General features: G+C 59.5%; 19 protein-coding genes. 9 read left to right on the top strand and 10 right to left on the bottom strand.

All coding sequences use genetic code 11. The features are described from left to right. Positions 1-208 precede the first annotated feature (208 nt). The 3 genes from QE432_RS12775 to fdxA all read left to right on the top strand — a co-directional run bounded on the left by QE432_RS12775 (position 209) and on the right by fdxA (position 4212). Positions 209-3295, top strand: a complete 3087-nt coding sequence (locus QE432_RS12775) for a helicase-related protein (RefSeq protein ID WP_306625934.1) — start codon at positions 209-211, stop codon at positions 3293-3295. Between the two features lie 3 nt (positions 3296-3298). Further along, positions 3299-3715, top strand: a complete 417-nt coding sequence (locus QE432_RS12770) for an RNA-binding S4 domain-containing protein (protein ID WP_013636959.1) — start codon at positions 3299-3301, stop codon at positions 3713-3715. A 158-nt stretch (positions 3716-3873) separates the two neighbouring features. Then, complete coding sequence (fdxA, locus tag QE432_RS12765; protein WP_003516508.1) at positions 3874-4212, top strand: ferredoxin FdxA; 339 nt, start codon at positions 3874-3876, stop codon at positions 4210-4212. 86 nt (positions 4213-4298) lie between these two features. Here fdxA and holA read toward each other — a convergent pair whose 3' ends face one another. Genes holA through leuS form a run of 3 tightly spaced genes read right to left on the bottom strand, consistent with a single transcriptional unit; the run spans position 4299 to position 8516 of the window. After that, on the bottom strand, positions 4299-5336 hold the full coding sequence (gene holA, locus QE432_RS12760) for a DNA polymerase III subunit delta (protein WP_003516510.1): 1038 nt from the start codon (positions 5334-5336) through the stop codon (positions 4299-4301). Positions 5337-5347: 11 nt separating this feature from the next. After that, complete coding sequence (gene lptE / locus QE432_RS12755) at positions 5348-5839, bottom strand: LPS assembly lipoprotein LptE (RefSeq protein ID WP_003516512.1); 492 nt, start codon at positions 5837-5839, stop codon at positions 5348-5350. 46 nt (positions 5840-5885) lie between these two features. Then, positions 5886-8516, bottom strand: coding sequence for a leucine--tRNA ligase (gene leuS, locus QE432_RS12750; protein WP_306624502.1), 2631 nt, complete (start codon positions 8514-8516; stop codon positions 5886-5888). Between the two features lie 193 nt (positions 8517-8709). Between leuS and QE432_RS12745 the strand changes: the two genes are divergently transcribed. Continuing rightward, positions 8710-9369: a YggS family pyridoxal phosphate-dependent enzyme gene (locus QE432_RS12745; protein WP_065659976.1), complete on the top strand. Its 660-nt coding sequence runs from the start codon at positions 8710-8712 to the stop codon at positions 9367-9369. A gap of 109 nt (positions 9370-9478) precedes the next feature. Here QE432_RS12745 and QE432_RS12740 read toward each other — a convergent pair whose 3' ends face one another. Continuing rightward, positions 9479-10183 carry a DUF1013 domain-containing protein gene (locus QE432_RS12740; protein WP_003516519.1) on the bottom strand — a complete coding sequence of 235 codons (705 nt, stop codon included), beginning with the start codon at positions 10181-10183 and terminating at the stop codon, positions 9479-9481. 232 nt (positions 10184-10415) lie between these two features. Between QE432_RS12740 and acs the strand changes: the two genes are divergently transcribed. After that, entirely contained in the window at positions 10416-12371 is a 1956-nt protein-coding gene (gene acs, locus QE432_RS12735) for an acetate--CoA ligase (protein WP_003516521.1), read from the top strand. Between the two features lie 105 nt (positions 12372-12476). Here acs and QE432_RS12730 read toward each other — a convergent pair whose 3' ends face one another. The 6 genes from QE432_RS12730 to QE432_RS12705 all read right to left on the bottom strand — a co-directional run bounded on the left by QE432_RS12730 (position 12477) and on the right by QE432_RS12705 (position 19098). Continuing rightward, a complete protein-coding gene (locus QE432_RS12730; protein ID WP_003516523.1) occupies positions 12477-13484 on the bottom strand; it encodes a TRAP transporter substrate-binding protein in 1008 nt (335 codons plus the stop codon). A gap of 36 nt (positions 13485-13520) precedes the next feature. Next, positions 13521-14798: a TRAP transporter large permease gene (locus QE432_RS12725; RefSeq protein ID WP_003516526.1), complete on the bottom strand. Its 1278-nt coding sequence runs from the start codon at positions 14796-14798 to the stop codon at positions 13521-13523. A gap of 4 nt (positions 14799-14802) precedes the next feature. Next, positions 14803-15333 (bottom strand): TRAP transporter small permease, encoded by a 531-nt coding sequence (locus QE432_RS12720; RefSeq protein ID WP_003516529.1) that lies wholly within the window; start codon positions 15331-15333, stop codon positions 14803-14805. A 116-nt stretch (positions 15334-15449) separates the two neighbouring features. Beyond that, positions 15450-16610, bottom strand: coding sequence for a fumarylacetoacetate hydrolase family protein (locus QE432_RS12715; protein WP_025594629.1), 1161 nt, complete (start codon positions 16608-16610; stop codon positions 15450-15452). A 206-nt stretch (positions 16611-16816) separates the two neighbouring features. Continuing rightward, complete coding sequence (locus tag QE432_RS12710; RefSeq protein WP_003516533.1) at positions 16817-17533, bottom strand: FadR/GntR family transcriptional regulator; 717 nt, start codon at positions 17531-17533, stop codon at positions 16817-16819. A gap of 119 nt (positions 17534-17652) precedes the next feature. Beyond that, on the bottom strand, positions 17653-19098 hold the full coding sequence (locus QE432_RS12705) for an FAD-binding oxidoreductase (RefSeq protein WP_065662960.1): 1446 nt from the start codon (positions 19096-19098) through the stop codon (positions 17653-17655). Positions 19099-19298: 200 nt separating this feature from the next. On the opposite strand from QE432_RS12705, the gene denD reads away from it, so the two are divergent. The 4 genes from denD (at position 19299) to QE432_RS12685 (ending at position 24080) form a co-directional block, all read left to right on the top strand. Next, positions 19299-20285, top strand: a complete 987-nt coding sequence (gene denD / locus QE432_RS12700; RefSeq protein WP_306624495.1) for a D-erythronate dehydrogenase — start codon at positions 19299-19301, stop codon at positions 20283-20285. Continuing rightward, positions 20282-21184: an NAD(P)-dependent oxidoreductase gene (locus QE432_RS12695; RefSeq protein ID WP_019566003.1), complete on the top strand. Its 903-nt coding sequence runs from the start codon at positions 20282-20284 to the stop codon at positions 21182-21184. Before denD ends, QE432_RS12695 begins: the two co-directional genes overlap by 4 nt. A gap of 9 nt (positions 21185-21193) precedes the next feature. Further along, a complete protein-coding gene (locus QE432_RS12690; protein WP_306624493.1) occupies positions 21194-22978 on the top strand; it encodes an IlvD/Edd family dehydratase in 1785 nt (594 codons plus the stop codon). 127 nt (positions 22979-23105) lie between these two features. After that, positions 23106-24080, top strand: a complete 975-nt coding sequence (locus QE432_RS12685) for a threonine ammonia-lyase (protein WP_065659969.1) — start codon at positions 23106-23108, stop codon at positions 24078-24080.

Below are 24080 nucleotides of genomic sequence, written 5' to 3'. Positions count from 1 at the left end.
CCGGATTCTTTTTAATATTTCAACTATCTGAATCAAAAAGGAAAATTCCGGCGGGGAAGGACCTGTTACCACTTTGCGGACAAGGCCTATTGCCTTTGTCGGCGGGCGTTGCCATGTGTGTTGCGTGTGCGGCCCGTATCAGTGAATGGCGGGCGGTACAGCAAGCAGATGAAGTCGATTCACGGATAGTACGTTGAATTTTCGCCCCATGATCCTGAGCGGCCGCGGTGTCACGGCCGTTCTCGGCCCCACCAATACCGGCAAGACCCATTACGCCATCGAGCGCATGGTGGCACATGGCAACGGTGTCATCGGCCTTCCGCTGCGCCTTCTGGCGCGTGAGGTCTATAGCCGTCTTGTCGAAAAGGTGGGCGCGCCGAATGTGGCGCTGATAACCGGCGAAGAAAAGATCGCCCCTCCTAAAGCCAAATATTCCGTCTGCACGGTGGAAGCCATGCCGCGCGAGACGACGGCCGCATTCGTCGCCATCGATGAAGTGCAGCTGGCGGGTGATCTGGAGCGCGGGCATATCTTTACCGACCGCGTGCTGCATCTGCGCGGGCGGGAGGAAACGCTGCTTCTGGGTGCGGGCACGATGCGCCCGATCCTCGAAAAGCTGCTGCCGGGAATTACCGTGGTCGAACGTCCGCGCCTGTCGCAGCTTTTTTATGCGGGCCAGAAGAAGATAACCCGCCTGCCGCAACGCACGGCAATCGTCGCCTTTTCGGCTGAAGAGGTCTATGCCATTGCCGAGCTGGTACGCCGCCAGCGTGGTGGCGCAGCCGTTGTGATGGGCGCGCTTTCGCCGCGTACGCGCAACGCCCAGGTGGGGCTCTACCAGTCCGGCGACGTAGAATATCTCGTGGCGACTGATGCCATCGGCATGGGCCTCAACCTTGATGTCGATCATGTCGCCTTTGCGCAGGACCGCAAGTTCGACGGCTATCAGTTCCGCAATCTCAATCCGGGCGAGATCGGCCAGATCGCCGGCCGCGCCGGCCGCCATCTTCGCGATGGCACCTTTGGCGTGACGGGGCGCGTCGATCCATTTGACGACGAGTTGGTGGAGCGTATCGAAACCCATCAGTTCGACTCGGTGAAGGTGCTGCAATGGCGGACGAAAAATTTCGATTTTTCCTCCATCACCAATCTGCGTCTGAGCCTCGAAGCTGCCCCGGCGATCCAGGGACTGTCACGGGCCTTGCCGGCGATCGACCAGCAGGCGCTCGAATATCTGTCGCGCTACCCTGAAATCATCGACGTGGCGACGACGGAGGCGCGGGTGGAAAAACTCTGGGAGGCCTGCGCGCTTCCGGATTATCGCCGCATTGCGCCCGCTCAACATGCTGATCTGATCTCAACGCTCTATTTCGATCTGGTAAAACGTGGCACGGTGAACGAAGATTTCATGGGCGAACAGGTGCGCCGCGCCGATCGTACCGATGGAGAGATCGATACCTTGTCTGCAAGGATTGCGCAGATCAGAACATGGACTTATGTATCGAACCGCCCAGGATGGCTTGCCGATCCGACACACTGGCAAGAAAAGACGCGGGAAATCGAAGATCGATTGTCCGATGCTCTACATGAAAGGTTGACGAAACGCTTTGTTGATCGCAGGACATCTGTGCTCATGAGGCGCCTGAGAGAGAATGCGATGCTTGAAGCTGAAATCAGTGTAAATGGTGATGTCTTCGTAGAAGGACATCACGTCGGCCAGTTGGCCGGGTTCCGGTTCACGCCGGTGCCGGGAATGGAAGGGCCGGATCAGAAGGCCGTGCAGGCTGCTGCGCAGAAGGCGCTCGCGCTCGAATACGAGGCGCGTGCCGCGCGTCTGCACGCCAGCGGAAACGGTGATCTCGCTTTGAGCTCCGATGGTCTGGTTCGCTGGTTGGGCGAACCGGTGGCCCGCCTTTCGGCAGGCGACAATATCATGAAGCCGCGCGTGATCCTCTTTGCCGACGAGCAGTTGAGCGGCAATGCCCGCGATCATGCGCTGGCGCGCGTCGAACGTTTCGTCAATCATCAGATTGCGACCGTGCTGAAGCCACTGGACGATATTTCGCGCGCCGAAGACCTTCAGGGTCTGGCGAAGGGGCTGGCGTTCCAGCTGGTCGAAAATCTCGGTGTCCTGTTCCGCCGTGACGTCACCGAAGACGTGAAGTCGCTGGATCAGGATGCGCGTGCCTCCATGCGCCGCTACGGCGTGCGTTTCGGCGCCTATCACGTCTTCCTGCCCGCGCTTCTCAAGCCCGCCCCGGCGGAGCTTGTCACGCTGCTCTGGGCGCTGAAGAACGATGGTCTCGGCAAACCGGGTTACGGCGATCTCATTCCGGTGCTGGCCGCCGGCCGCACCTCTGTCGTGACGGATCCGACCTTCGAGCGGATGTTCTACAAGCTCGCCGGTTTCCGTTTCCTCGGAAAGCGCGCCGTGCGTATCGACATTCTCGAGCGTCTGGCCGATCTCATCCGTCCGCTGTTGCAGTGGAAGCCCGGTCAGCAGCCGCGTCCGGAAGGCGCTTATGACGGCCGCCGTTTCACGACGACGACCGCGATGCTTTCCATTCTCGGCGCAACGCTCGACGACATGGAAGAAATCCTCAAGGGTCTCGGTTATCGTGCCGATCAGGTAACGGCGGAAGAGGCGCAGGCCTTCCTCGCCAACCAGACCGGTGCTGCCGCTCCGGCCGCTTCTGAAGCGGTGACGGAAGACGAGAGCGCAGAGACCGAACACGAGGAACCGGCTTCGGAAGAGCAGGTTTCCGAGACGACGACTGTCGAAGCTGCTGAAGAAGCGCCGGTTGCGGAAGCTGTGGGCCAAGAGGCTGCTGTTAGCGAGGCTGCGCCGACGGAAAGCGCCGAGGCTGCCGAGCCGAAGCCTGTTCTTCTGTGGCGTCCGGGTGGTCGCAACGAAAACCAGCGTGGTGAAAACCGTCGTCCTGGCAATCGCGGTCAAGGCCGTGGCGAGGGTCGCGATCAGGCGCCACGCGAACAGGGTGAACGTCGTGGCGAAGGCCGTCGCGATAATCGTGACGGAGCAAATCGCGAGGCTGCCAATCGTGGCGGTGACGGCGAGCGCAAGCGTGATGGCGGACGTCCCGACCGTGGCAACAACCGCAATAATGATCGTCAGGACCGCGGGGAGCGCAAAGACAGGCCGGACCGCAACGACCGTGGCGGGAAACCGCAGGGTCAGCAGCGTTTCGAAGCCAAGCCGCCGCGCAAGGAAAAGCCGATCGATCCGGATTCGCCCTTCGCCAAGCTTGCTGCTCTCAAGGAGCAGCTGAAGAAGTAAGCTATGGGGAGCAACGAACAGCCACTCGAAAGCACGCGTCAGCGTCTGGACAAGTGGCTGTTCTTTGCCCGCATGGCCAAATCCCGTTCACTTGCCCAGAGTTACATTCAGTCGGGCAAGGTCAAGGTCAACGGTGTCTCCATTCGCCAGCCCAGCCATCTGGTAAAGGCCGGTGACAGGCTCGATATCGGTTTCGAGCGCATGGACAAGGTGCTTGTCGTCAAATCCGGGGGCGAGCGGCGCGGACCCTATGAAGAGGCCAGACTTCTCTACGACGATCTGACGCCGCCGCGCGAGCCTTCCGACAGGCTGAGCCCGCTGGAGCAGGCGATACGTCAGCCGGGAAGCGGTCGCCCCACCAAAAAAGAGCGCAGGGCGCTCGACAGGTTCCTGTCGGACAGCGACGGAAACAAAGAATAGAATAAACCTTCAAGTCTTAGCGGTTTTTCAGAATTGTTTATCCTTGCTATCTGAAGGCAAAGGCATTACCTCACTTGCAAAATTGCCCTGTCTGAATTCCGGGCGACGGCTTGTGTTCCGAAGCCCACAGACCCGGCCTGCATATTCTGGAGTTCATCATGACATATGTCGTGACCGACAATTGCATCCGCTGCAAATACACCGATTGCGTTGAAGTCTGCCCTGTCGACTGCTTTTACGAGGGTGAAAATTTCCTCGCTATCAATCCTGACGAATGCATCGATTGTGGTGTGTGCGAACCGGAATGTCCTGCCGAAGCGATCAAGCCCGACACTGAGCCGGGTCTCGACAAGTGGCTGAAGCTGAATACGGAATATGCGGCGATCTGGCCGAATATCACCATCAAGCGCGACCCCTTGCCGGAAGCCAAGGAAATGGATGGCGTGACAGGCAAGCTCGAGCTTTATTTCTCTGCCGAGCCGGGTAAGGGCGACTGAGTTCTCAACGACTGGTGTCCTTGGTATCATGATTTTAAAAGCCCTCGCAGCGTCAGCGTGAGGGCTTTTTGCCGACCTTCAGCGAGTTATCCGCCGCGGCCTGATTGCAATGTGGTCGATAGCAGGGTCAAAAGCGCCACGCTGTCTTCCAGGCTTTGGCGCTGGCGGCTTTGCAATATGGCCGCTTGCAGGCGGTTCATCTCACGGGCGATCGCCGCTGGCTGCCAGGTTCGCAACGCCCTTTCGATAACCGGTTTCCTGCGAAAATGGATGTGGCGTCCAAGCGTTTGCATGACCTGCCCGGCCTGCTGCTTTTTCTCATCCATTTCGGCGCGCATCTGATCCAGCAACTGAAATTGCTTGAGGCATCCCTGAAGCACGAGAAAGATCGGCGTCTTCGACGAGACGATCTTCTGGGTGGCGTGGAAAAAGGCGTTTCTGTCGCCCTTCAGGATGGCATCGACGGCGTCGTCAGCCGAAACCGTGCTGGCATCGCCGATGATTGCCAGCACATCATCTTCCTCGATCACCTCTGCGCCGCGGCAATAGAGCGCAAGCTTGCGGATCTCGTTGCGCGAGGCAATCCGATCGCCGCCCAACTGCTCGATCAGCCTCTGCCGTGCGGCCGGGGCAATGCGCAGATTGTCGGCAGACAGTTCCTGATCGATCAACGCATTCAACGAACGGGCGTCATCCGCATAACACGGGATTGCTGCGATAGAGCGAGCGGGTTCTGCGATCTTGCGCAGGCCCGTGCCTTTTTTAATGTCGCCGGCCTCGATGATGAGGAAGCTGGCTTCGGGCGGCGTCTCAGCCAGAATCTGGAGAGCGTCCACCAGCGCCTTTTCAGCCGAGGCACTTTTGATCCAGACGAGTTTTTCGCCACCGAAAAGGCCGATGGCGTTCACCTCGTCGAGAAGGCGGCCGGGATCGCCCTGCAGGTCGGATGCGCTCAGCTTCAACGATGCAAAGGCGTCATCCGGGTCAATGCCGGTCTTTTTGGCGATGAGGTTGGCCCGCTCCGACACGAGGCCGCGATCCGGGCCGTAGAGCACGAAAACGCGAAAGCGCTCCGCCGGATTTTCGGCGAAGCGCTCAAATTCATGCGATTTTATCTCTGCCACGGCCGCCGCTCTCAGCGGCCAAGGGTGGCAGCGATATCGGTACGGATGATTTCAGCCAGTTCCCGGGCCGCACGGTTTTCTGCGTCGCGGATCGCCCTGATCTTGGCGAATTCCTGCTGTGGCAGATCCACCTGCGCCGTTACGCTACGCCGCGCGGAGCGCAGGATCTGGCCGTCGGAAATACGCGTCAGGACGTAATTACCGTTCATCACAACACGGCCTGGGTAAGGGCCGTTATAATTGCTGTTGGTACGGGTCGTCAGATCGTAGTTCTCGACTTCCGTGGACGTGGCGCTCGAGCTTACGGATAACTTGACGTTGTACTGAGCCGTAGCCGGTTCACCCGCACCGCCGGACACCAGGAAGATCAGCTGATTGCGCACTTCCTGCGTTATGCGGTCGCCGGCATTCGAGATGCTGACAGCCGCCAGTCTCTCCTTGGTTCCGGAAGCCTCGCCGTAAAGCGGGCGGACCTGGCAGCCTGCCAGAAGACCGGCCATCATCACGACGGAAACTGCTGCCGCAACGCGGCTCCATCTCGAAAAAACGTCAGACAACAATGTTCACAATCCTCTGCGGAACCACGATGACTTTTTTGGGCTCGCCACCGGCAAGAATGGATTTGACGGCATCCAGCGCAAGGGCGGCCGCTCGGACCGCATCTTGATCCGCATCGCGCGCGATTGTCAATTCGCCGCGCTTCTTGCCGTTGACCTGAACGGGCATGACCACATCGTTTTCCTCGACCAGCGAGGGTACAAAAGTTGGCCACGGCGTCTGGGCGACGAGACCCTCGTTGCCCAGCGCCGACCAGCATTCTTCGGCCAGATGCGGCGTCATGGGGGCAATGATGCGAATGAGGATTTCGACGGCATCACGCGCCGCCGCCTTGACGTCATCAGGCTTGCCACCAGCCGCGACATCCGCCAGCGGAGCTGCGAGCGCGTTGACCAGTTCGTAGATGCGGGCGATCGCCTTGTTGAAGGCAAGCTTGTCCAGATCCTCCTGAACGGCCTTCAGCGTCTTGTGGGCCGCCTTGGATACTGCCAGGCCCTCGCCCTCGCTCGCGGGCTTCGGCGTGACGCTCTTCAGTTCGGTCGCGACTTCGCCGATGATGCGCCAGACGCGCTGTACGAAGCGGTTTGAGCCTTCCACACCGGCTTCGGACCAGATGACGTCGCGGTCGGGCGGAGAATCCGACAGGACGAAGAAGCGAGCGGTATCCGCACCATAGGATGCGATGATGTCATCCGGGTCGACCACGTTCTTCTTCGACTTCGACATCTTCTCGATCGAGCCGATTTTCACTTCCGCCCCGGAGGACAAGAGGAATGCCCGGCGGGCACCGTCAGTCTCTTCGATGCGCAGGTCGGCGGGCGCTACCCATTCACGGGTCAGGCCTTCACCGTGGCTGTAGGTCTCGTGCACAACCATGCCCTGCGTGAACAGGCCCTTGAAGGGCTCCTTGACGCCGACATGGCCGGTCTCGCGCATGGCGCGGGTGAAGAAGCGCGAATACAGCAAGTGGAGAATAGCATGCTCGATGCCGCCGATATACTGGTCCACCGGCAGCCAGTGGTTTGCGGCCTTCGGATCCGTCGGCTCATCTTCCCAAGGCGCGGTGAAGCGCGTGTAGTACCAGCTGGAATCGACGAATGTGTCCATCGTGTCGGTTTCACGGCGTGCGTCATGGCCGCATTGCGGGCAGGCAACGTGACGCCATGTGGGGTGGCGATCCAGTGGGTTGCCGGGCACGTCGAAGGTCACGTCGTCGGGCAGCTTGACCGGCAGGTCCTTCTTCGGAACCGGAACTACGCCGCAGACTTCGCAATGGATGACGGGTATCGGGCAACCCCAGTAACGCTGGCGGGAAATGCCCCAGTCGCGCAGGCGGAAATTGACCTTGCGCTCGGCCTGCGGCGTGTTGCCCAGCGTCTGGGCAGAGAGCTTCTGCACGACCGCTTCAAAGGCGTCAGCGGTGTTCATGCCGTTCAGGAAGCCGGAGTTGATCATCACGCCATCATCGGTGAAGGCGACGTCTTCAATGGTGAAGCTGGCAGCGTCGGGGCCTTCCGGCGCCACGACGGCCACCACGGGCAAATCGTATTTACGGGCGAAATCCAGATCGCGCTGGTCACCCGAAGGGCAGCCAAATATCGCGCCGGTGCCGTAGTCCATCAGCACGAAGTTGGCGACATAGACCGGCAGTTCCCACGTCGGGTCCAGCGGATGCACGACCTTGACGCCGGTATCGATACCCTTCTTTTCCGCTGTTTCCAGCGCTGCGAGAGACGTGCCATGGCGGCGGCATTCGTCGCAGAACTCGGCAATATCAGGGTTCTTCTCCGACAGCTCTCTTGCCAGCGGATGGTCGGCGGCGATTGCCAGGAAGGATGCGCCGAACAGGGTGTCGGGACGCGTGGTATAAACGGTGATATCGGCAAAGCCTTCCGGCACTGTGCCAGCAACGGTCTGCCAGCGCAGCGACAGGCCTTCGGAGCGGCCGATCCAGTTCTTCTGCATCAGGCGTACTTTTTCCGGCCACTGATCCAGCGTGTCCAGCTCGTCCAGCAGATCCTGGCTGAAATCGGTGATTCGGAAGAACCACTGCGTCAATTCGCGCTGTTCGACCAGCGCGCCGGAACGCCAGCCGCGGCCGTCGATGACCTGCTCATTGGCCAGAACGGTATGGTCGACCGGATCCCAGTTGACCTTGGACTGCTTGCGGTAGACCAGACCCTTTTCCATGAAATCGACGAACAGCGCCTGCTGGCGGTGGTAATATTCCACATCGCAGGTCGCAAATTCGCGGGTCCAGTCCAGCGACAGGCCCATGGATTTCAGCTGGCCACGCATGGTGGCGATGTTCTGATAGGTCCAGTCCTTCGGGTGAACCTTGTTCTGCATAGCCGCGTTTTCGGCAGGCATGCCGAAGGCGTCCCAGCCCATGGGGTGCAGAACATTGAAGCCGCGCGCGCGCTTGTAGCGCGCAACGACATCGCCCATCGCGTAGTTGCGGACGTGGCCCATGTGAATGCGTCCCGACGGGTAGGGAAACATCTCTAGAACGTAATACTTCTCGCGCGGATCGCTGTTGTCGGTCACGAAAACCTTGTCTTCGTTCCATTTCTGCTGCCAGCGCGGCTCGGCGTCGCGAGGATTGTAACGTTCGATGGCCATTGTTTAGAATTCCGGGTATCGAGGGGAAAAATTTGCGCTGACCTTCACCATGAAACGACCGGGGCGTCAAGTTTGGCGGGGCCTCCGGGCGTTCAATCTTGGCCAGCGTGCCTCAAATGGTGCTAAACCCGCTTGGCATCAAGGCAATCGGCGTCTAGTTAGCGTTCAGAATGTTTCAAATAGAGGTCCTGTGATGGAAATCGAAGCACGTCTTGAGGATGTCAGGCAACGCATAGCGGAGACAGCGGAAAAGTCCGGCCGCAAGGCGACGGATGTTTCTCTCGTCGCCGTCTCGAAGACGTTCGATGCGCATGAGATCCAGCCGGTGATCGATAGCGGCCAGCGCGTGTTCGGCGAGAACCGCGTACAGGAAGCGCAGGGCAAGTGGCCTGCGCTTAAAGAAAAGACATCGGGTATAGAGCTGCACCTGATCGGGCCGCTGCAATCCAACAAGGCGGCGGATGCAGTTGCGCTGTTCGACGTCGTACAGAGCGTTGATCGGGAAAAGATCGCCCGTGCGCTTTCCGAGGAATGCGTAAAACAGGGCCGCAGCCTTCGTTTTTATGTGCAGGTCAATACCGGGCTGGAGCCGCAGAAGGCTGGCATCGATCCACGCGAGACCGTCGCCTTCGTGGCTTTTTGCCGGGACGAGCTGAAATTGTCGGTAGAGGGCCTGATGTGCATTCCGCCTGCGGATGAAAATCCCGGTCCGCATTTTGCGCTTCTGGCGAAGCTTGCCAGACAATGCGGCCTCGAGAAGCTTTCCATGGGCATGTCGGGGGACTTCGAGACTGCGATAGAATTCGGCGCCACCAGCGTGCGTGTCGGCTCGGCAATCTTCGGTGCCCGCTAGAGCATTTCCGGTAAAAGCGCATAGCCGGTTTACTGGAAGTGCCCTGAAGCTCTGAAAACAAAAAAACCCGGCACGACGGCCGGGTTTTCATAAACGGAAAGACTTTCGATCAGTAGTGATCGTCCTCGTCTTCGTCCTTCGGAGCCGATTTCAACGAGCTGAGCTTCTTGAAGACGGCGTCCGCGTCGATCTGCTTTTCTTCTTCGTCGCGCTGGAAGTTGTAATCCAGACCTTCCGTCGCCGTTGCCGGCTGCAGCGTGTTGCCAAGCTCTTCCGCTGTCGGCAGCGGGCGGCCGCGCGATGCGCGTTCAACTTCAAGATCGAGATCGATCTGGCTGCAGAGACCAAGCGTTACCGGGTCCATCGGGGTGAGGTTTGCCGAGTTCCAGTGGGTGCGGTCGCGGATCTGCTCGATGGTGGATTTGGTGGTGCCAACAAGACGCGAAATCTGCGCGTCCTTCAGCTCAGGATGATTGCGGACCAGCCAGAGAATGGCGTTCGGACGATCCTGACGCTTGGAAACCGGCGTGTAGCGCGGGCCACGGCGCTTGGATTCCGGCACACGAACCTTTGGCTCGGAAAGCTTGAGCTTGTGGTTCGGGTTGCCTTCAGCGCGGGCGATCTCGTCGCGGGAAAGCTGTCCGGTCGCGATCGGGTCGAGGCCCTTGATGCCCTGCGCCGCTTCACCGTCGGCGATTGCCTTGACTTCAAGCGGATGCAGTTTGCAGAACGTGGCGATCTGATCGAACGACAGCGCGGTGTTGTCTACCAGCCATACAGCCGTAGCTTTTGGCATGAGCAATTGTTGAGCCATAGATACAGTCCTTCTGTCCGTCCGCGCCGGGGTCGCGGGCGTGGTATCAACCACTGATTTCCGGGATATTGGCGCTCTATAACCGGATTGCATCATAATTGCAATTCTTTGCGAAACAAATGCCTTTGTCTAATTGCCGTGTGCATTTGAACTGCTATGAATTCAACACATGCCTGAGGTGGGAGTCTCAAGGTCGCGCATATCAAGCCATATCTGGTTCCAGGAGGAGTTCATGTCTGCCAAAATCTACCCCGTGCTCAAATCGGCGAAAGCCCGCACGCTCATCGACAATGAGCGTTACCAGAAATGGTATCAGGAGAGCGTCGAGGATCCCGAGAAGTTCTGGGACAAGCACGGCCGGCGGATCGACTGGTTCAAGCCCTATACCAAGGTCAAGAACACGTCCTTCAAGGGAAGAGTGCCGATCAAGTGGTTCGAGGACGGCCTGACGAACGTCTCCTACAACTGTATCGACCGGCACCTGAAGACGCATGGCGAACGCACGGCGATCATCTGGGAAGGTGACAATCCCTATATCGATAAGAAGATCACCTACAATCAGCTCTATGATTATGTCTGCCGCCTGGCGAACGTGCTGAAGAAGCATGGTGTCAAGAAGGGCGACCGGGTCACCATCTATATGCCGATGATACCCGAGGCGGCCTATGCCATGCTCGCCTGCGCCCGCATCGGCGCCATTCATTCGGTCGTGTTCGGCGGCTTCTCGCCGGAAGCCCTGGCCGGCCGCATCGTCGATTGCCAGTCCACCTTCGTCATCACCTGCGATGAAGGGGTGCGTGGCGGCAAGCCGATCCCGCTCAAGGAAAATACCGACAAGGCGATCGATATTGCCGCCAAGCAATATGTCATCGTCAACAAGGTTCTGGTCGTGCGCCGCACCGGCGGCAAGACCGGCTGGGCGCCCGGCCGCGACATCTGGTACCATCAGGAAATCGCCACGGTGAAACCGGATTGCCCGCCGGTGAAGATGAGGGCGGAAGATCCGCTGTTCATCCTCTACACGTCAGGCTCCACCGGCAAGCCGAAGGGCGTGCTGCACACCACGGGCGGCTATCTCGTTTATACGTCGATGACGCATGAATATGTCTTCGACTACAAGGACGGGGAGGTCTTCTGGTGTACCGCCGATGTCGGCTGGGTCACCGGCCATTCCTACATCGTCTACGGGCCGCTGGCGAACTGTGCGACGACGCTGATGTTCGAAGGCGTTCCCAACTTCCCGGATCAGGGACGGTTCTGGGAAGTCATCGACAAGCACAAGGTCAACATCTTCTACACCGCACCGACGGCGCTCCGATCCCTGATGGGGGCGGGCGACCAGTTCGTCACGCGTTCGTCGCGCGAAAGCCTGCGGCTTCTCGGCACGGTGGGCGAGCCGATCAATCCCGAAGCGTGGGAGTGGTATTACCATGTGGTCGGCGAGGACAAGAGCCCCATCGTTGATACCTGGTGGCAGACGGAAACGGGCGGCATTCTCATCTCGCCGCTGCCGGGTGCGACGGACCTGAAGCCGGGTTCGGCGACAAGGCCGTTCTTCGGCGTGCAGCCGCAGCTGGTCGATGCCGAAGGCAACGTGCTGGAGGGGCCGGCCGACGGCAATCTCTGCATCATCGACAGCTGGCCGGGCCAGTCGCGGTCCGTTTACGGGGATCACCAGCGCTTCGTCGACACCTACTTCTCGACCTATAAGGGCAAGTATTTCACCGGTGACGGCTGCCGGCGCGATGAGGACGGTTATTACTGGATCACTGGCCGCGTCGATGACGTGCTTAACGTCTCCGGCCACCGCCTCGGCACCGCCGAAGTCGAGTCGGCACTTGTTTCGCATCATCAGGTTTCGGAAGCGGCGGTCGTGGGTTACCCGCATGCCATCAAGGGGCAGGGCATTTATTGTTATGTCACGTTGATGGCAGGCCAGAGCGGCGACTATGCGCTGCGCGAGGAGCTGGTAAAGCACGTCCGCAACGAGATCGGGCCGGTTGCGACGCCAGACAAGATCCAGTTCGCGCCGGGCCTGCCGAAGACCCGTTCGGGCAAGATCATGCGGCGTATTCTGCGCAAGATCGCCGAGGATGATTTCGGCGCGCTTGGGGATACATCGACGCTTGCCGATCCTGCGGTGGTCGAAGATCTCATCGCCAACCGGCAAAACCGCACGGCGTCCTGATTTTCTGGAAGAGGCTGCTTTGGCAGCCTTTTTCTTTTCTGTATTCGCATAAACAAAAACACCCGGAGGCTGACCTCCGGGTGTTTTAATTTTATCCAGACAGGATTACTGGCCGCGGATCTTCTTCAGGTCCGCCAGAACGGCGTCAACGACGTCGGCACCGATTTCAGCCTTGTGCTTTTCGTAAACGACCATCGACTTTTCGCGGATACGTGCCTGCTCTTCCGCAGACAGCGAGTTCACTTCAAGTCCTGCAGCCTTGATCTTTTCCAGCGACTTCTGGTTCAGTTCGCGGATGACCTTGCGCTCTTCGTCACGGCCGACGACTGCGCATTCGCGCAGGGCCGTCTGTTCTTCGGGTGTGTAGCTGTCGAAGATCGGCTTGGAGAAGAGGAAGAGGAACGGCGTATAGGCGTGGTTCGTCTCGGTGATGTACTTCTGCACCTCGTAGAACTTGGAGGTGTCGATCGTCACATAGGGGTTTTCCTGTGCGTCGATCGCGTTGGTTTCAAGTGCCGAGAACACTTCACCGAAAGCCATCGGCGTTGCATTGGCGCCGAGGTTCTGGAAGGTGTCGAGGAAGATGTTGTTCTGCATCACGCGAACCTTCAGGCCGGAAAAGTCTTCCCACTTGTTCACGGCGTGCTTGGAGTTCGAGAGGTTGCGGAAACCGTTTTCCCAGTAGGCCAGGTTTACGAGGCCCTGTTCTTCCAGCTTCTTGTTCATCATGTCGCCGAAGGCGCCGTCCATCACGGCATCGGCTTCCTTGGCATTGGAAAACAGGAACGGCAGGTCGAAAACGCCAAGCGACGGGATCAGGCCGACGAGCGGTGACGAGGACGTAACAACCGCTTCCTGAACGCCGGAGCGCAGGGCCTGCGTCGCCTGAAGGTCACCGCCGAGAGCGCCGCCCCAGAATGCCGTCAGCTTCAGCTTGCCGCCCGACTTGTCGTCGAGGCAGGCCTGCATGGCCTTGATGCCGTTGCCGACCGGGTGGTCCTGGTTGATACCGTTCGAAACGCGGATGTTGCGGCTGTTGAATTCAGCCATTGCCGGGGCTGCGGCGCCCACCGCGAAAGCGATGGCCGTGGTGGTCAGAAGAAGCTTTCTCATAATATCCTCCCTTGGATTTTGGTTGAGAAGTGGCGATTAACGAAGGTACTGCAGCGGAACCATCACGATGTCCGGGAAAATCACGAGCAACGCCAGAACGATGGTTTCTGCAACGAGGAAAGGCCAGACACCGATCGTGACCTTGCCGAGCGGGATGCGTCCGACGCCTGAGACGACGTTCAGCACGACACCGACCGGCGGGGTAATCAGGCCGATGGCATTGTTGATGATGAAGAGGACGCCGAAATAGACCGGGTCGATGCCTGCCTGCTTGACGATTGGCATCAGAACGGGCGTCAGGATCAGGATGGTCGGTGTCAGGTCGAGCGCGGTTCCTACGATGAAGACCAGCACCATCATGGCAACCATCAGAAGCATCGGACGATCGATCAGCGGTTCGATATAACCGGCGACCTCGTTTGGAATGTTCGCAGCCGTGATGAGCCATGCGGAGACGAGGGCTGCGCAGACAAGGAACATGATGATCGAAGTGCTCTTGGCAGCGCGCAGAAGAACGTGAAACAGATCCGCCGGCTTCAGTTCGCGGTAGATCACCATGCCGACGAAAAGAGCGTAGCCGGCAGCGACAACGGCGGCTTCCGTCGGCGTCATGATGCCTGCCTTGATGCCGCCCAGAATGATGACCGGCATGCCAAGCGCCCAGCCGGCGCGGACCGTGGCAACCAGACGTTCCTTGCCCGAGGTCTTGGGCAGCGGCTTGATGTTATCCTTTCGGACCACGATCAGCCAGGCGATGATCAGCGAAATGCCCATCAGAATGCCGGGTACGATACCGGCAAGGAAAAGCTGGGTGATCGAAACGTTGGCGGCGACGCCGAAGACGATGAAGGCCATGGAAGGCGGAATGACCGGGGCAATGATGCCGCCTGCAGCGATGAGGCCGCCGGAGCGCGGAATGTTGTAACCAGCTTTCGCCATCATCGGGATGAGGATCGCGGCAAGGGCTGCGGTGTCGGCAGCGGCCGAACCGGAGATGCTGGCCATGATGATGGCCGCGACAATCGCCACGATGCCGAGACCGCCCCTGATATGGCCCACAAGCGCAATCGCAAAGTCGATGATGCGGCGGGAAAGACCACCGGAGTTCATCAGTTCGCCAGCCAGAATGAAGAAGGGGATGGCGAGCAGCGTGAAGGTGTCCGCGCCCGAAATCATGTTCTGGGCGATGATCGCGGTGTTGAACATGCCCATGTACCACATGAGCACGACGCCACAGAACATCAGCGAGAAAGCGACGGGAACGCCAATCGCCATGGCTCCGAGAAGAGAGCCGACAAAAACGAAAAGTGTCATGGTATCAGCGCTCCGAAAGCTGTTCGATCGTGAGGTTCTCGCCGGCGAACTGGGCGATTTCATCCTCTGTCACGCGGCCCGTCACATAACGGTAGAGGCGTTCCAGAGCGATGATGAACATCAGGCCGCCGGTGAACATGCCGATGCCGTAGACCCAGATCATCGACAGCTTGGTGACAGGCGCATGCATGCTGGCGTTGATGGCGGACTGCTTCCATGTTCCCCAGAAGAAGATGGCGGAACAGCCCAGAATGATAATGTTCGACAAGACCATGCACACGACACGGGCGCGGCGCGACAGGAACATCACGAGAGTTTCGATGCCCATATGGCTGTTTTCACGGAAGGTCAGTACGGCGCCGATGAAGGTCAGCCATACGAAGAAGTATCGCGACAATTCTTCCGAGATATTGATGCCGGAATTCATCGTGTAACGCATGACAACGTTGACGAAGACCATGATCGACATGCCGGCGAGCAGCAGGACGAGAATGATTTCGAGAATCCGGTAAAAGAGATTGATGGTCTTTTGCATTTTCCCCTCCCGAAGAAATATCTGGAGCATTTTCGACGAAGGATCGCCCTCAATGCTCCACCTATGGGTTTTCGCAATTCTGGGCGCAAAACCGCGATGCAGTTTTGCCGGATTGCCTAGAGCAGCCCGCGTTTCGCCAGGTTGCGCATGAGGGCCGCGGTGCCGAATGTCCATTCCGGGCATTCGTCTGTCGTCGTGACCCAGTTGATCAGCTTGCCGAGCTTGGGCGTGGAGATTTCGACACGGTCGCCCTTGGAGTGGGTGAAGCCGAGACCCGGGCCATGGCGGTCCTTTACCGGCGCGAACATCGTACCAAGGAAAAAGACGGCGCCGTCAGGATACTGATGGTTGCGGTTCAAGAGCTGGGAAGCGAGGTTTTCCGGCGTGCGGCTGATCGCCTGCATTGCGCTTGCACCGGTCATGGTGAAGCCGTCCTCGCCTTCGACCAGAAGCGATATCTGCGCCTTCTTCACGTCTTCGATGGTAAAGCGTCCATCAAACAGGCGGATGAAGGGACCGATTGCGCAGGATGCGTTGTTGTCTTTTGCCTTGCTGAGCAGGAGGGCGGAGCGGCCCTCGAAGTCGCGCAGGTTGACGTCGTTGCCGAGCGTCGCGCCAACGATACGGCCGTCGGAGGCAATGGCCAGCACCACTTCCGGCTCTGGGTTGTTCCACTGCGACTTCGGGTGAACGCCGATCAGCGCGCCGCAGCCGACGGAGGCCATGGCCTGCGCCTTGGAGAATATCTCCGCATCCGGACCGATGCCAACTTCCAGATATTGCGACCACAGGCCCATTTCCTGTAGCAGTTTCTTCACTTCCGCTGCTTTTTCCGAACCGGCCTCAAGTCCCTTGAGATTGTCGCCGAGAACCGGCGCCAGCCGTCCGCGTATTTCCTGCGCGCGAAGTGGATCGCCCTTGGCCTGTTCCTCGATCACGCGTTCCAGCATGCTGTCGGCGAAGGTCACGCCTGCAGCCTTGACGGCCTGAATATCGTTGGGGGCGAGAAGTTCACCAGCGGAGCCATCCAGAAAGGCCTCGAGCGCGCCAAGTGCTACGAATGTGCCGGTGTCTGCAAGCAGCTCCACCAGATCCGTCTTTTCCAGAAGTTCAGACATGGTCGGCGAAAGAGAGGTGAGGTCGTAAAGCACGCCGCCTTTGAGCAGAACGGGGCAGGGGCCGCCTTCGCTTTTCGACCATACGCGGCCGACGAGCAGGGCGTTTTCAAAGTCTTCAGGCAAAATAGCGGTAGCGTCGATGGACCTTGAGCCGGTCATATATATCCTCCCCTTCAGCCCTCCGACAGCCGCCTCCTGCGGTCATATTGTCTGGATGTCTGACAACCTAATCTCATTCTTCTTAGTATGACTTTTACAGCGAGTCTAGCGGCACCGCAGACAAAATTATCGTCTTTCGCCTCTGGATTGCCGGAAAGCAGCGAAACCTGTCCTATAGCTTTGCCGTTTAAGCTTCTGTTTGTGGCTCAGAAGATATCCAGTTCCAGATTGACCCGGCTTGCTGCCCCGAGCAGATGTTTGCGCATCGCATCCTTGGCCGCAGTCGCATCGGCGCGTTCGACGGCTTCGAAGATTGCCACATGTTCGGCGATCGTCACCTCGAGGATTTCCCCGAAAATAGCACGGGAGAAGGCGATGTTGATAGCCGAGCTGATGCGTTCTGCGATAAAGCCGAGAAACATCAGGAAATATTCGTTCTGCGTCGCTTCCGCCAGAATACGGTGAAAGTCGAGATCGGCCGCAACGCCCTCCGTCGACCAGTCGTCGGTCGTTCGCATCTTTTCCAGTGCCGCCGCCAGCCGCGCCAGCTGCTGCGGGTTGCGGTGGAGTGCCGCCAGACCCGCCGCCTCGATTTCCATCGGCATGCGAAGCTGGAAGAGATCGCGGAAATTTTCCGGATCGTTCAGACGGGACCGCTCGATGCGAATGGACAGTCTCTGCCGGGGATCGGTGACGAAAGCGCCCACGCCTTGCCGTGTTTCGACAAAACCTTCGTTGCGCAATTGCGCGATCGCTTCACGAATGACCGAGCGGCTGACGCCGAAGGTTTTCGCCAGAACATGTTCCGTTGGCAGCCTGTCGCCCGGGCCGAGCTTCGAATCATTGATTTCGCGGGCGATCTCCGCGGCGATCCGGCCGGGCAGATGATCGTTGCGATGTATCTGACTGAACTCCAGCGTCATGATTGCTCCCGTTCCACAGAAACGATTGGTCCGTTTTTTCCCGCGGCAGGCGACTTCCTCCTTCGCCGTCAGCGGGGTTTTCAGAGGCGGCGTATTCCGCCGCCTTTGCTGTTTCTCGATTAGCTATCCGGTTGCAGGGTTATCTGGCAACCGGGATTCATCCGCAAATCGGGGTCGAAGGCATTTTTCAAACCCTTGATCATCCGGCGCTGCACATCAGATAGCCGGCTTTCGAAATCGGAGCGTTTCAGGCGGCCGATGCCGTGCTCGGCGCTGATGCTGCCGACGTAACGGTCAAGGACTTCGTTGACGAGGGTTTTCGATTTGTAGATGAAGGCTTCGCGCTCCTGCGGCGTTGCTCCGTTTGGCGGCAGCACGTTGAGATGGACGTTGCCGTCTCCGACATGGCCATAGGAAACCGCCAGGCATTCCGGCAGTTTTTCCGCCAGTTCAGCCTCTGCTTCGGCCACGAACGCCGCAAGTTTTGACAGCGGCACGGAAATATCGGTGCGCATATGGCTGCCGCGCAGCGCCTGACCCTCGTTCATGCCCTCGCGGAAAAGCCACAGCGATTGCGCCTGTGCTCGCGAGGAGGCGATGACGCCGTCCAGCACCAGACCGTCTTCCATGACACCCTCGAGGAACCGTCCCATCAGGTCGGCAGTGTCTACTAGCCCCGAGCCGGAAATTTCCATCAGCACGTAGGCCGGATAATCTCCGGCGATCGGCATTTTAAGGTCGGGGATTGCTTCGATTGCGAGCGTGAAGGCGACGGGCGGCATGAATTCGAAGGCGGACATCAGGTCGCAGCATTCGCGGCGGGCGCGGCGATAAAGCTTGATGGCGTCGTCCAGCGAATTGAGGCCGAGCAGTGCCGTCTCGACATGTTCTGGATTGGGGTAGAGCTTTACGGACACGGCCGTGATGATGCCGAGTGTTCCTTCCGCGCCGATGAAAAGCTGCTTCAGGTCAATGCCACGATTGTCCTTACGCAGCGTCGACAGGCCATTCCAGATGGTGCCATCAGGCAATACCACTTCGAGACCGAGCACCAGTTCGCGGGTCATGCCGTAACGCAGAACGTTGATGCCGCCAGCATTGGTGGAGACGTTGCCGCCGATGCGGCAGCTGCCCTGCGCGCCGAGCGACAGCGGAAAGAACATTCCCTTGTCCTGAACCGCATCCTTGAATTCCGACAGAATGCAGCCGGCTTCAACGACAGCCGAAAAATCGTCGCTGTCTATGGTGCGGATGGCGTTCATGCGCTCGAGGCTCAGCACGACCTGACGCTTTGGCTCATCGGGAATGCCGCCGAGCACCAGCCCGGTATTGCCGCCCTGAGGGATGATGGCGAGACCGAGTTCGGCGCAGGCGCGAACCGTATCGGAGACTTCCTTGGTCGAACGGGGGCGGATGACGGCTACCGCCGAACTGGTGACGTCGCCATGCCAGTCGCGGCAATAGCGCAGCATGTCTTCCTGCGATGTCAGCAGCAACGCCTCGCCCAGCCTGTTCTTCAGCGAGAACCGCAATTCCTCGATATCGTGTTCGCTCACGATCGTCATTCCACCCTCTCCGTCCAATCCGCCCTAAAATATCCGGGCAAAGGTCTTTCGCCCTTGCTTTTGCCGGTTTGTGAAAAAATACTATTTTCAATCAAACCATATAAGGTTATCAGACAACCTTACAAGCTAATTTATCGGTTCACGAGCCGATGATGTTTTTTCGGTCTCGGGAGAATGACCGGGCCAAAGAGGAGGAAGATATGCATATCGCAATCATCGGTGCTGCAGGCATGGTTGGCCGTAAGCTGACGCAGCGTCTCGTCAAGGATGGATCGCTTGGCGGCAAGTCGATTGACAGATTCACGCTTATCGACGTGTTTCAGCCTGAAGCGCCCGCCGGCTTCTCCGGTGCGGTTGATGCGCGCTCAGCCGATCTGTCCGCGCCGGGCGAAGCCGAAAAGCTGGTCGAAGCCCGCCCCGATGTGATCTTTCATCTTGCTGCCATCGTATCCGGTGAAGCCGAACTTGATTTCGACAAGGGCTACCGTATCAATCTCGATGGCACGCGTTATCTCTTCGACGCCATCCGCATTGCCAACGGCAAGGACGGTTACAAGCCGCGCGTGGTCTTCACCTCGTCGATCGCCGTATTCGGTGCGCCGCTCCCCTATCCTATTCCGGATGAGTTCCACACCACGCCGCTGACCAGCTACGGCACGCAGAAAGCGATCTGCGAGCTGCTGCTCTCCGACTATAGCCGTCGCGGTTTCTTCGACGGTATCGGCATTCGTCTGCCGACGATCTGCATTCGTCCCGGCAAGCCCAATGCGGCCGCTTCCGGCTTCTTCTCCAACATCCTGCGCGAGCCGCTGGTTGGTCAGGAAGCGGTTCTGCCGGTGCCGGAAAGCATTCGCCATTGGCACGCTTCGCCGCGTTCCGCTGTTGGTTTCCTTCTTCATGGCGCGACGATCGACGTGGAAAAGGTCGGTCCGCGCCGCAACCTGTCCATGCCCGGCCTCAGCGCCACCGTTGGCGAACAGATTGAAGCGCTGCGCAAGGTTGCCGGCGAAAAGGCCGTTGCCCTCATTCGCCGCGAGCCGAATGAGATGATCATGCGCATGTGCGAAGGCTGGGCGCCCGGTTTCGAAGCAAAGCGCGCCCGTGAACTTGGCTTTACGGCTGAAAGCTCCTTCGAAGAGATCATTCAGGTTCATATCGAGGACGAACTGGGAGGTTCACTGAAATGAGTGTCGGCGGGGAGGAGAAGAAGCGGTCGGTTGCCTTTATCGGCACAGGCCTGATGGGCGGGCCGATGGCCCGGCGTCTGCTGGGCGCGGGCTTTTCGGTTGCGGTGTGGAACCGCAGCGTCGAAAAGGCTGAGGCGCTGGTTGCCGATGGCGCGGTTCTCGCGGCATCGCCGGCCGAAGCCGCCAGGGGTGCCGATATCGTCATCACCATGCTGAGCGATGGCAAAGCCGTGGGCGAGGTGCTGTTCGAGGCGGGTGTGGCCGAAGCGCTGGAAAAAGGCGCTGTTGTCATCGACAGCAGCTCCATTGCGCCGCCTATTGCGCGCGAACACTCCTCCCGGCTACGGGCAATGGGCATTCATCATGTCGATGCGCCGGTCTCCGGCGGTGTGCCGGGCGCAACGGCGGGTACGCTCGCGATCATGGCCGGTGGCGATGAGGCGCTGATCTCTGGTCTTTCGGATTTCTTCGCGCCGATGGGCAGGCTCACCTATGTCGGCCCCTCCGGTGCGGGCCAGCTTTGCAAACTCGCAAACCAGCAGATCGTCGCCATCACCATCGGCGCGGTTGCCGAGGCGATGATGCTTGTGGAAGCGGGCGGGGCATCCCGCGAAGGGTTCCGTAACGCCATACGTGGCGGTTTTGCCGAAAGCCGGATATTGGAGTTGCACGGCGAACGCATGGTGAAGCGCAATTTCGCGCCAGGCGGACCCTCCAAGTTCCAGCTCAAGGATCTGAACGGGGTGCTGGCGACGGCGAAGGATTTGTCCCTGACGTTGCCTTTGACCCAGCAGGTAACGCGGGAGTTCGATGATTTCGTCAGCGATGGTGGAGCCGATATCGACCATAGCGGTATCCTGCTTTACCTCGAAAAACTCAACAACCGGGAACAGGGCTGAGGCGGTCTCATGAGCGACGACAAGACACCCGTGCGGCGGCTGCGATCCCAGGACTGGTTCGACAACCCTGACCATCTCGACATGACGGCGCTCTATCTGGAGCGCTTCATGAATTATGGCGTGACGCCGGAAGAGCTGCGTTCCGGCAAGCCGGTCATCGGCATCGCGCAGAGCGGCAGCGACCTGACGCCCTGCAACCGCGTCCATGTCGAACTGGTCAAGCGGGTGCGCGATGGTATCCGTGATGCGGGCGGTATCCCCATCGAGTTTCCGACCCATCCGATGTTCGAAAACTGCAAGCGACCGACAGCGGCGCTTGACCGCAATCTTGCCTATCTCAGCCTGGTGGAAGTGCTTTACGGTTATCCGCTCGATGGCGTCGTGTTAACCACGGGCTGCGACAAGACCACGCCTTCGGCGCTGATGGCGGCAAGCACGGTCGATATTCCCGCTATCGTCTTATCCGGCGGGCCAATGCTCGACGGGTACCATGACGGCGATCTGGTTGGTTCCGGCACGGTCATCTGGCGCATGCGCCGCAAATATGGCGCCGGCGAAATCACCCGCGAGGAATTCCTGCAGGCGGCGCTCGAATCCGCTCCGTCGGTTGGCCACTGCAACACCATGGGCACGGCCTCTACCATGAATGCCATTGCAGAAGCGCTCGGCATGTCGCTGACCGGCTGCGGCGCAATCCCGGCCGCTTACCGCGAACGCGGCCAGATGGCCTATCGCACCGGCCGCCGCGCCGTCGAACTGGTTGTCGAGAATATCAAGCCTTCGGATATCATGACGCGCGAGGCGTTTTTGAACGCGATCCGCGTCAATTCGGCGATCGGCGGTTCGACAAATGCCCAGCCGCATCTGGCGGCGATGGCGAAACATGCGGGCGTCGAACTTCGCGAGGAAGACTGGCAGGTTCACGGTTATGACATTCCGCTCATCGCCAATGTCCAGCCCGCCGGAAAATGGCTGGGCGAGAAATATCACCGTGCCGGCGGTACGCCCGCCATCATGTGGGAGCTTCTAAAGGCAGGCAAGCTTGACGGGAGCTGTCCGACCGTGACCGGCAAGACCGTGGCGGAAAATCTGGACGGGCGGGAATCGACCGACCGCGATGTGATACTGCCTTACGATAAGCCGCTCAAGGAACGGGCCGGTTTCCTCGTCCTCAAGGGCAATCTGTTCGATTTCGCCATCATGAAGACGAGCGTGATTTCGGCGGAATTCCGGCAGCGTTATCTGAGCGAGCCGGGTCGTGAGGGGATTTTCGAGGGCAGATGTGTGGTTTTCGATGGTTCGGAAGACTATCACGCCCGTATCAACGATCCTTCTCTCGATATCGATGAGCGCACCATTCTCGTCATTCGCGGGGCCGGACCGCTCGGCTGGCCGGGTTCGGCTGAGGTCGTCAACATGCAGCCGCCGGACGCGCTGTTGAAAAAAGGCATCACCAGCCTGCCGACAATCGGCGACGGCCGGCAATCGGGAACCGCGGATAGCCCGTCGATCCTCAATGCCTCGCCAGAAAGTGCCGCCGGTGGAGGACTGGCATGGCTTCGCACGGGTGACGTGATCCGCATCGACTTCAATCAGGGCAAGTGCGACGCACTGGTACCGGATGCAGAGCTTGCTGCCCGAAAGGCCGATGGCATTCCTGCGGTGCCTGCGGATGCCACGCCCTGGCAGCGCATCTATCGTCAATCGGTGACCCAGCTTTCGGACGGTGCGGTTCTGGAAGGGGCCGCGGATTTCCGCCGGATTGCCGAGAAGATGCCCCGGCACAACCACTGACCATTCGTTTACAAGCGCATGACGAAAGATCCCCGGCCAAGACCGGGGATTTTTCTTGTCCAGCCGGTTTCACTATTAATTGCGACCTCCTAATGTACACCCAACATCCGCATTACAGGGGCAGGGCATGACAGATATTTCGATGATTGAGGCAGCGCGCCAGCGCATCGGCGAACATGCGGTGCGGACACCGCTTCTGTCGTCGCATTTTCTGGATGAGATTGCCGGGCGAAAGCTGTTCGTGAAGGCCGAGTGCCTGCAAAGAACGGGTTCGTTCAAATTTCGCGGCGGCTGGTCGGCGGTATCCGGTCTGCCGGCCGATGTGCGCGCCCGTGGCGTGATCGCCTTTTCCTCGGGCAACCATGCGCAGGGCGTCGCGCTTGCTGCTCGTCTGCACGGCGTGCCTGCCGTCATCATCATGCCCTCCGATGCACCAAAAATCAAAATCGACAATACCCGCGACTATGGTGCGGAAGTGGTGCTCTATGACCGCGCGAATGACGATCGCGACGCCATTGGCGACCGCCTGTCGAGCGAGCGCGGACTGACCCTTATCAGGCCCTACGACGAACCGCTGGTGATTGCAGGGCAGGGGACTGTCGGGCTGGAAATCGCCGAACAGGGCTTGGAACTCGGTATCGATGCGGCCGAGGTTCTCGTGCCCTGCGGCGGCGGCGGCCTCACATCCGGCATCTCCCTTGCCCTTGCGGCGAAAGCGCCGAACTACAAGGTCAGGACGTCAGAACCCGAGCGGTTCGACGATGTGGCGCGCTCACTCGCAGCGGGCAGGATCGAGCGGAATGCAACGACTTCCGGTTCGATCTGCGATGCAATCGTCACGCCTCAGCCCGGTAACATCACCTTTCCGATTATGGTTGGGCTTTGCGGAAAAGGCATTGCCGTGACCGAAGATGAAGCACTGCGGGCCATGGTTCTCGCCTTCAACAGGCTGAAGGTCGTCGTCGAGCCGGGCGGCGCGGTGGCCTTGGCGGCGGCGCTGTTCCACGGCAACGAGCTGGAGAGCGAAACGGTGATTGCGGTTGCCTCCGGCGGCAATGTCGATCCGGAGATCATGGCGAGCGCGCTGTCCCGTTTCGGCTGA

It is taken from the genome of Agrobacterium sp. SORGH_AS_0745, assembly GCF_030818995.1.
GTDB lineage: Bacteria > Pseudomonadota > Alphaproteobacteria > Rhizobiales > Rhizobiaceae > Agrobacterium > Agrobacterium tumefaciens.
Note: the sequence above shows the minus strand (reverse complement) of the source record. Positions and strands in the feature narration are given on the sequence as shown.

Coding starts and splice junctions, on each gene's coding strand:
- QE432_RS12720 (WP_003516529.1), bottom strand. CDS start 15,333: ATGCAAAAGACCATCAATCTCTTTTACCGGATTCTCGAAATCATTCTC.
- acs (WP_003516521.1), top strand. CDS start 10,416: ATGTCTGCCAAAATCTACCCCGTGCTCAAATCGGCGAAAGCCCGCACG.
- QE432_RS12690 (WP_306624493.1), top strand. CDS start 21,194: ATGAGCGACGACAAGACACCCGTGCGGCGGCTGCGATCCCAGGACTGG.
- denD (WP_306624495.1), top strand. CDS start 19,299: ATGCATATCGCAATCATCGGTGCTGCAGGCATGGTTGGCCGTAAGCTG.
- QE432_RS12685 (WP_065659969.1), top strand. CDS start 23,106: ATGACAGATATTTCGATGATTGAGGCAGCGCGCCAGCGCATCGGCGAA.
- fdxA (WP_003516508.1), top strand. CDS start 3,874: ATGACATATGTCGTGACCGACAATTGCATCCGCTGCAAATACACCGAT.
- QE432_RS12730 (WP_003516523.1), bottom strand. CDS start 13,484: ATGAGAAAGCTTCTTCTGACCACCACGGCCATCGCTTTCGCGGTGGGC.
- QE432_RS12775 (WP_306625934.1), top strand. CDS start 209: ATGATCCTGAGCGGCCGCGGTGTCACGGCCGTTCTCGGCCCCACCAAT.
- QE432_RS12695 (WP_019566003.1), top strand. CDS start 20,282: ATGAGTGTCGGCGGGGAGGAGAAGAAGCGGTCGGTTGCCTTTATCGGC.
- QE432_RS12745 (WP_065659976.1), top strand. CDS start 8,710: ATGGAAATCGAAGCACGTCTTGAGGATGTCAGGCAACGCATAGCGGAG.
- lptE (WP_003516512.1), bottom strand. CDS start 5,839: ATGATGGCCGGTCTTCTGGCAGGCTGCCAGGTCCGCCCGCTTTACGGC.
- QE432_RS12740 (WP_003516519.1), bottom strand. CDS start 10,183: ATGGCTCAACAATTGCTCATGCCAAAAGCTACGGCTGTATGGCTGGTA.
- QE432_RS12710 (WP_003516533.1), bottom strand. CDS start 17,533: ATGACGCTGGAGTTCAGTCAGATACATCGCAACGATCATCTGCCCGGC.
- QE432_RS12725 (WP_003516526.1), bottom strand. CDS start 14,798: ATGACACTTTTCGTTTTTGTCGGCTCTCTTCTCGGAGCCATGGCGATT.
- leuS (WP_306624502.1), bottom strand. CDS start 8,516: ATGGCCATCGAACGTTACAATCCTCGCGACGCCGAGCCGCGCTGGCAG.
- QE432_RS12705 (WP_065662960.1), bottom strand. CDS start 19,098: ATGACGATCGTGAGCGAACACGATATCGAGGAATTGCGGTTCTCGCTG.
- QE432_RS12715 (WP_025594629.1), bottom strand. CDS start 16,610: ATGACCGGCTCAAGGTCCATCGACGCTACCGCTATTTTGCCTGAAGAC.
- QE432_RS12770 (WP_013636959.1), top strand. CDS start 3,299: ATGGGGAGCAACGAACAGCCACTCGAAAGCACGCGTCAGCGTCTGGAC.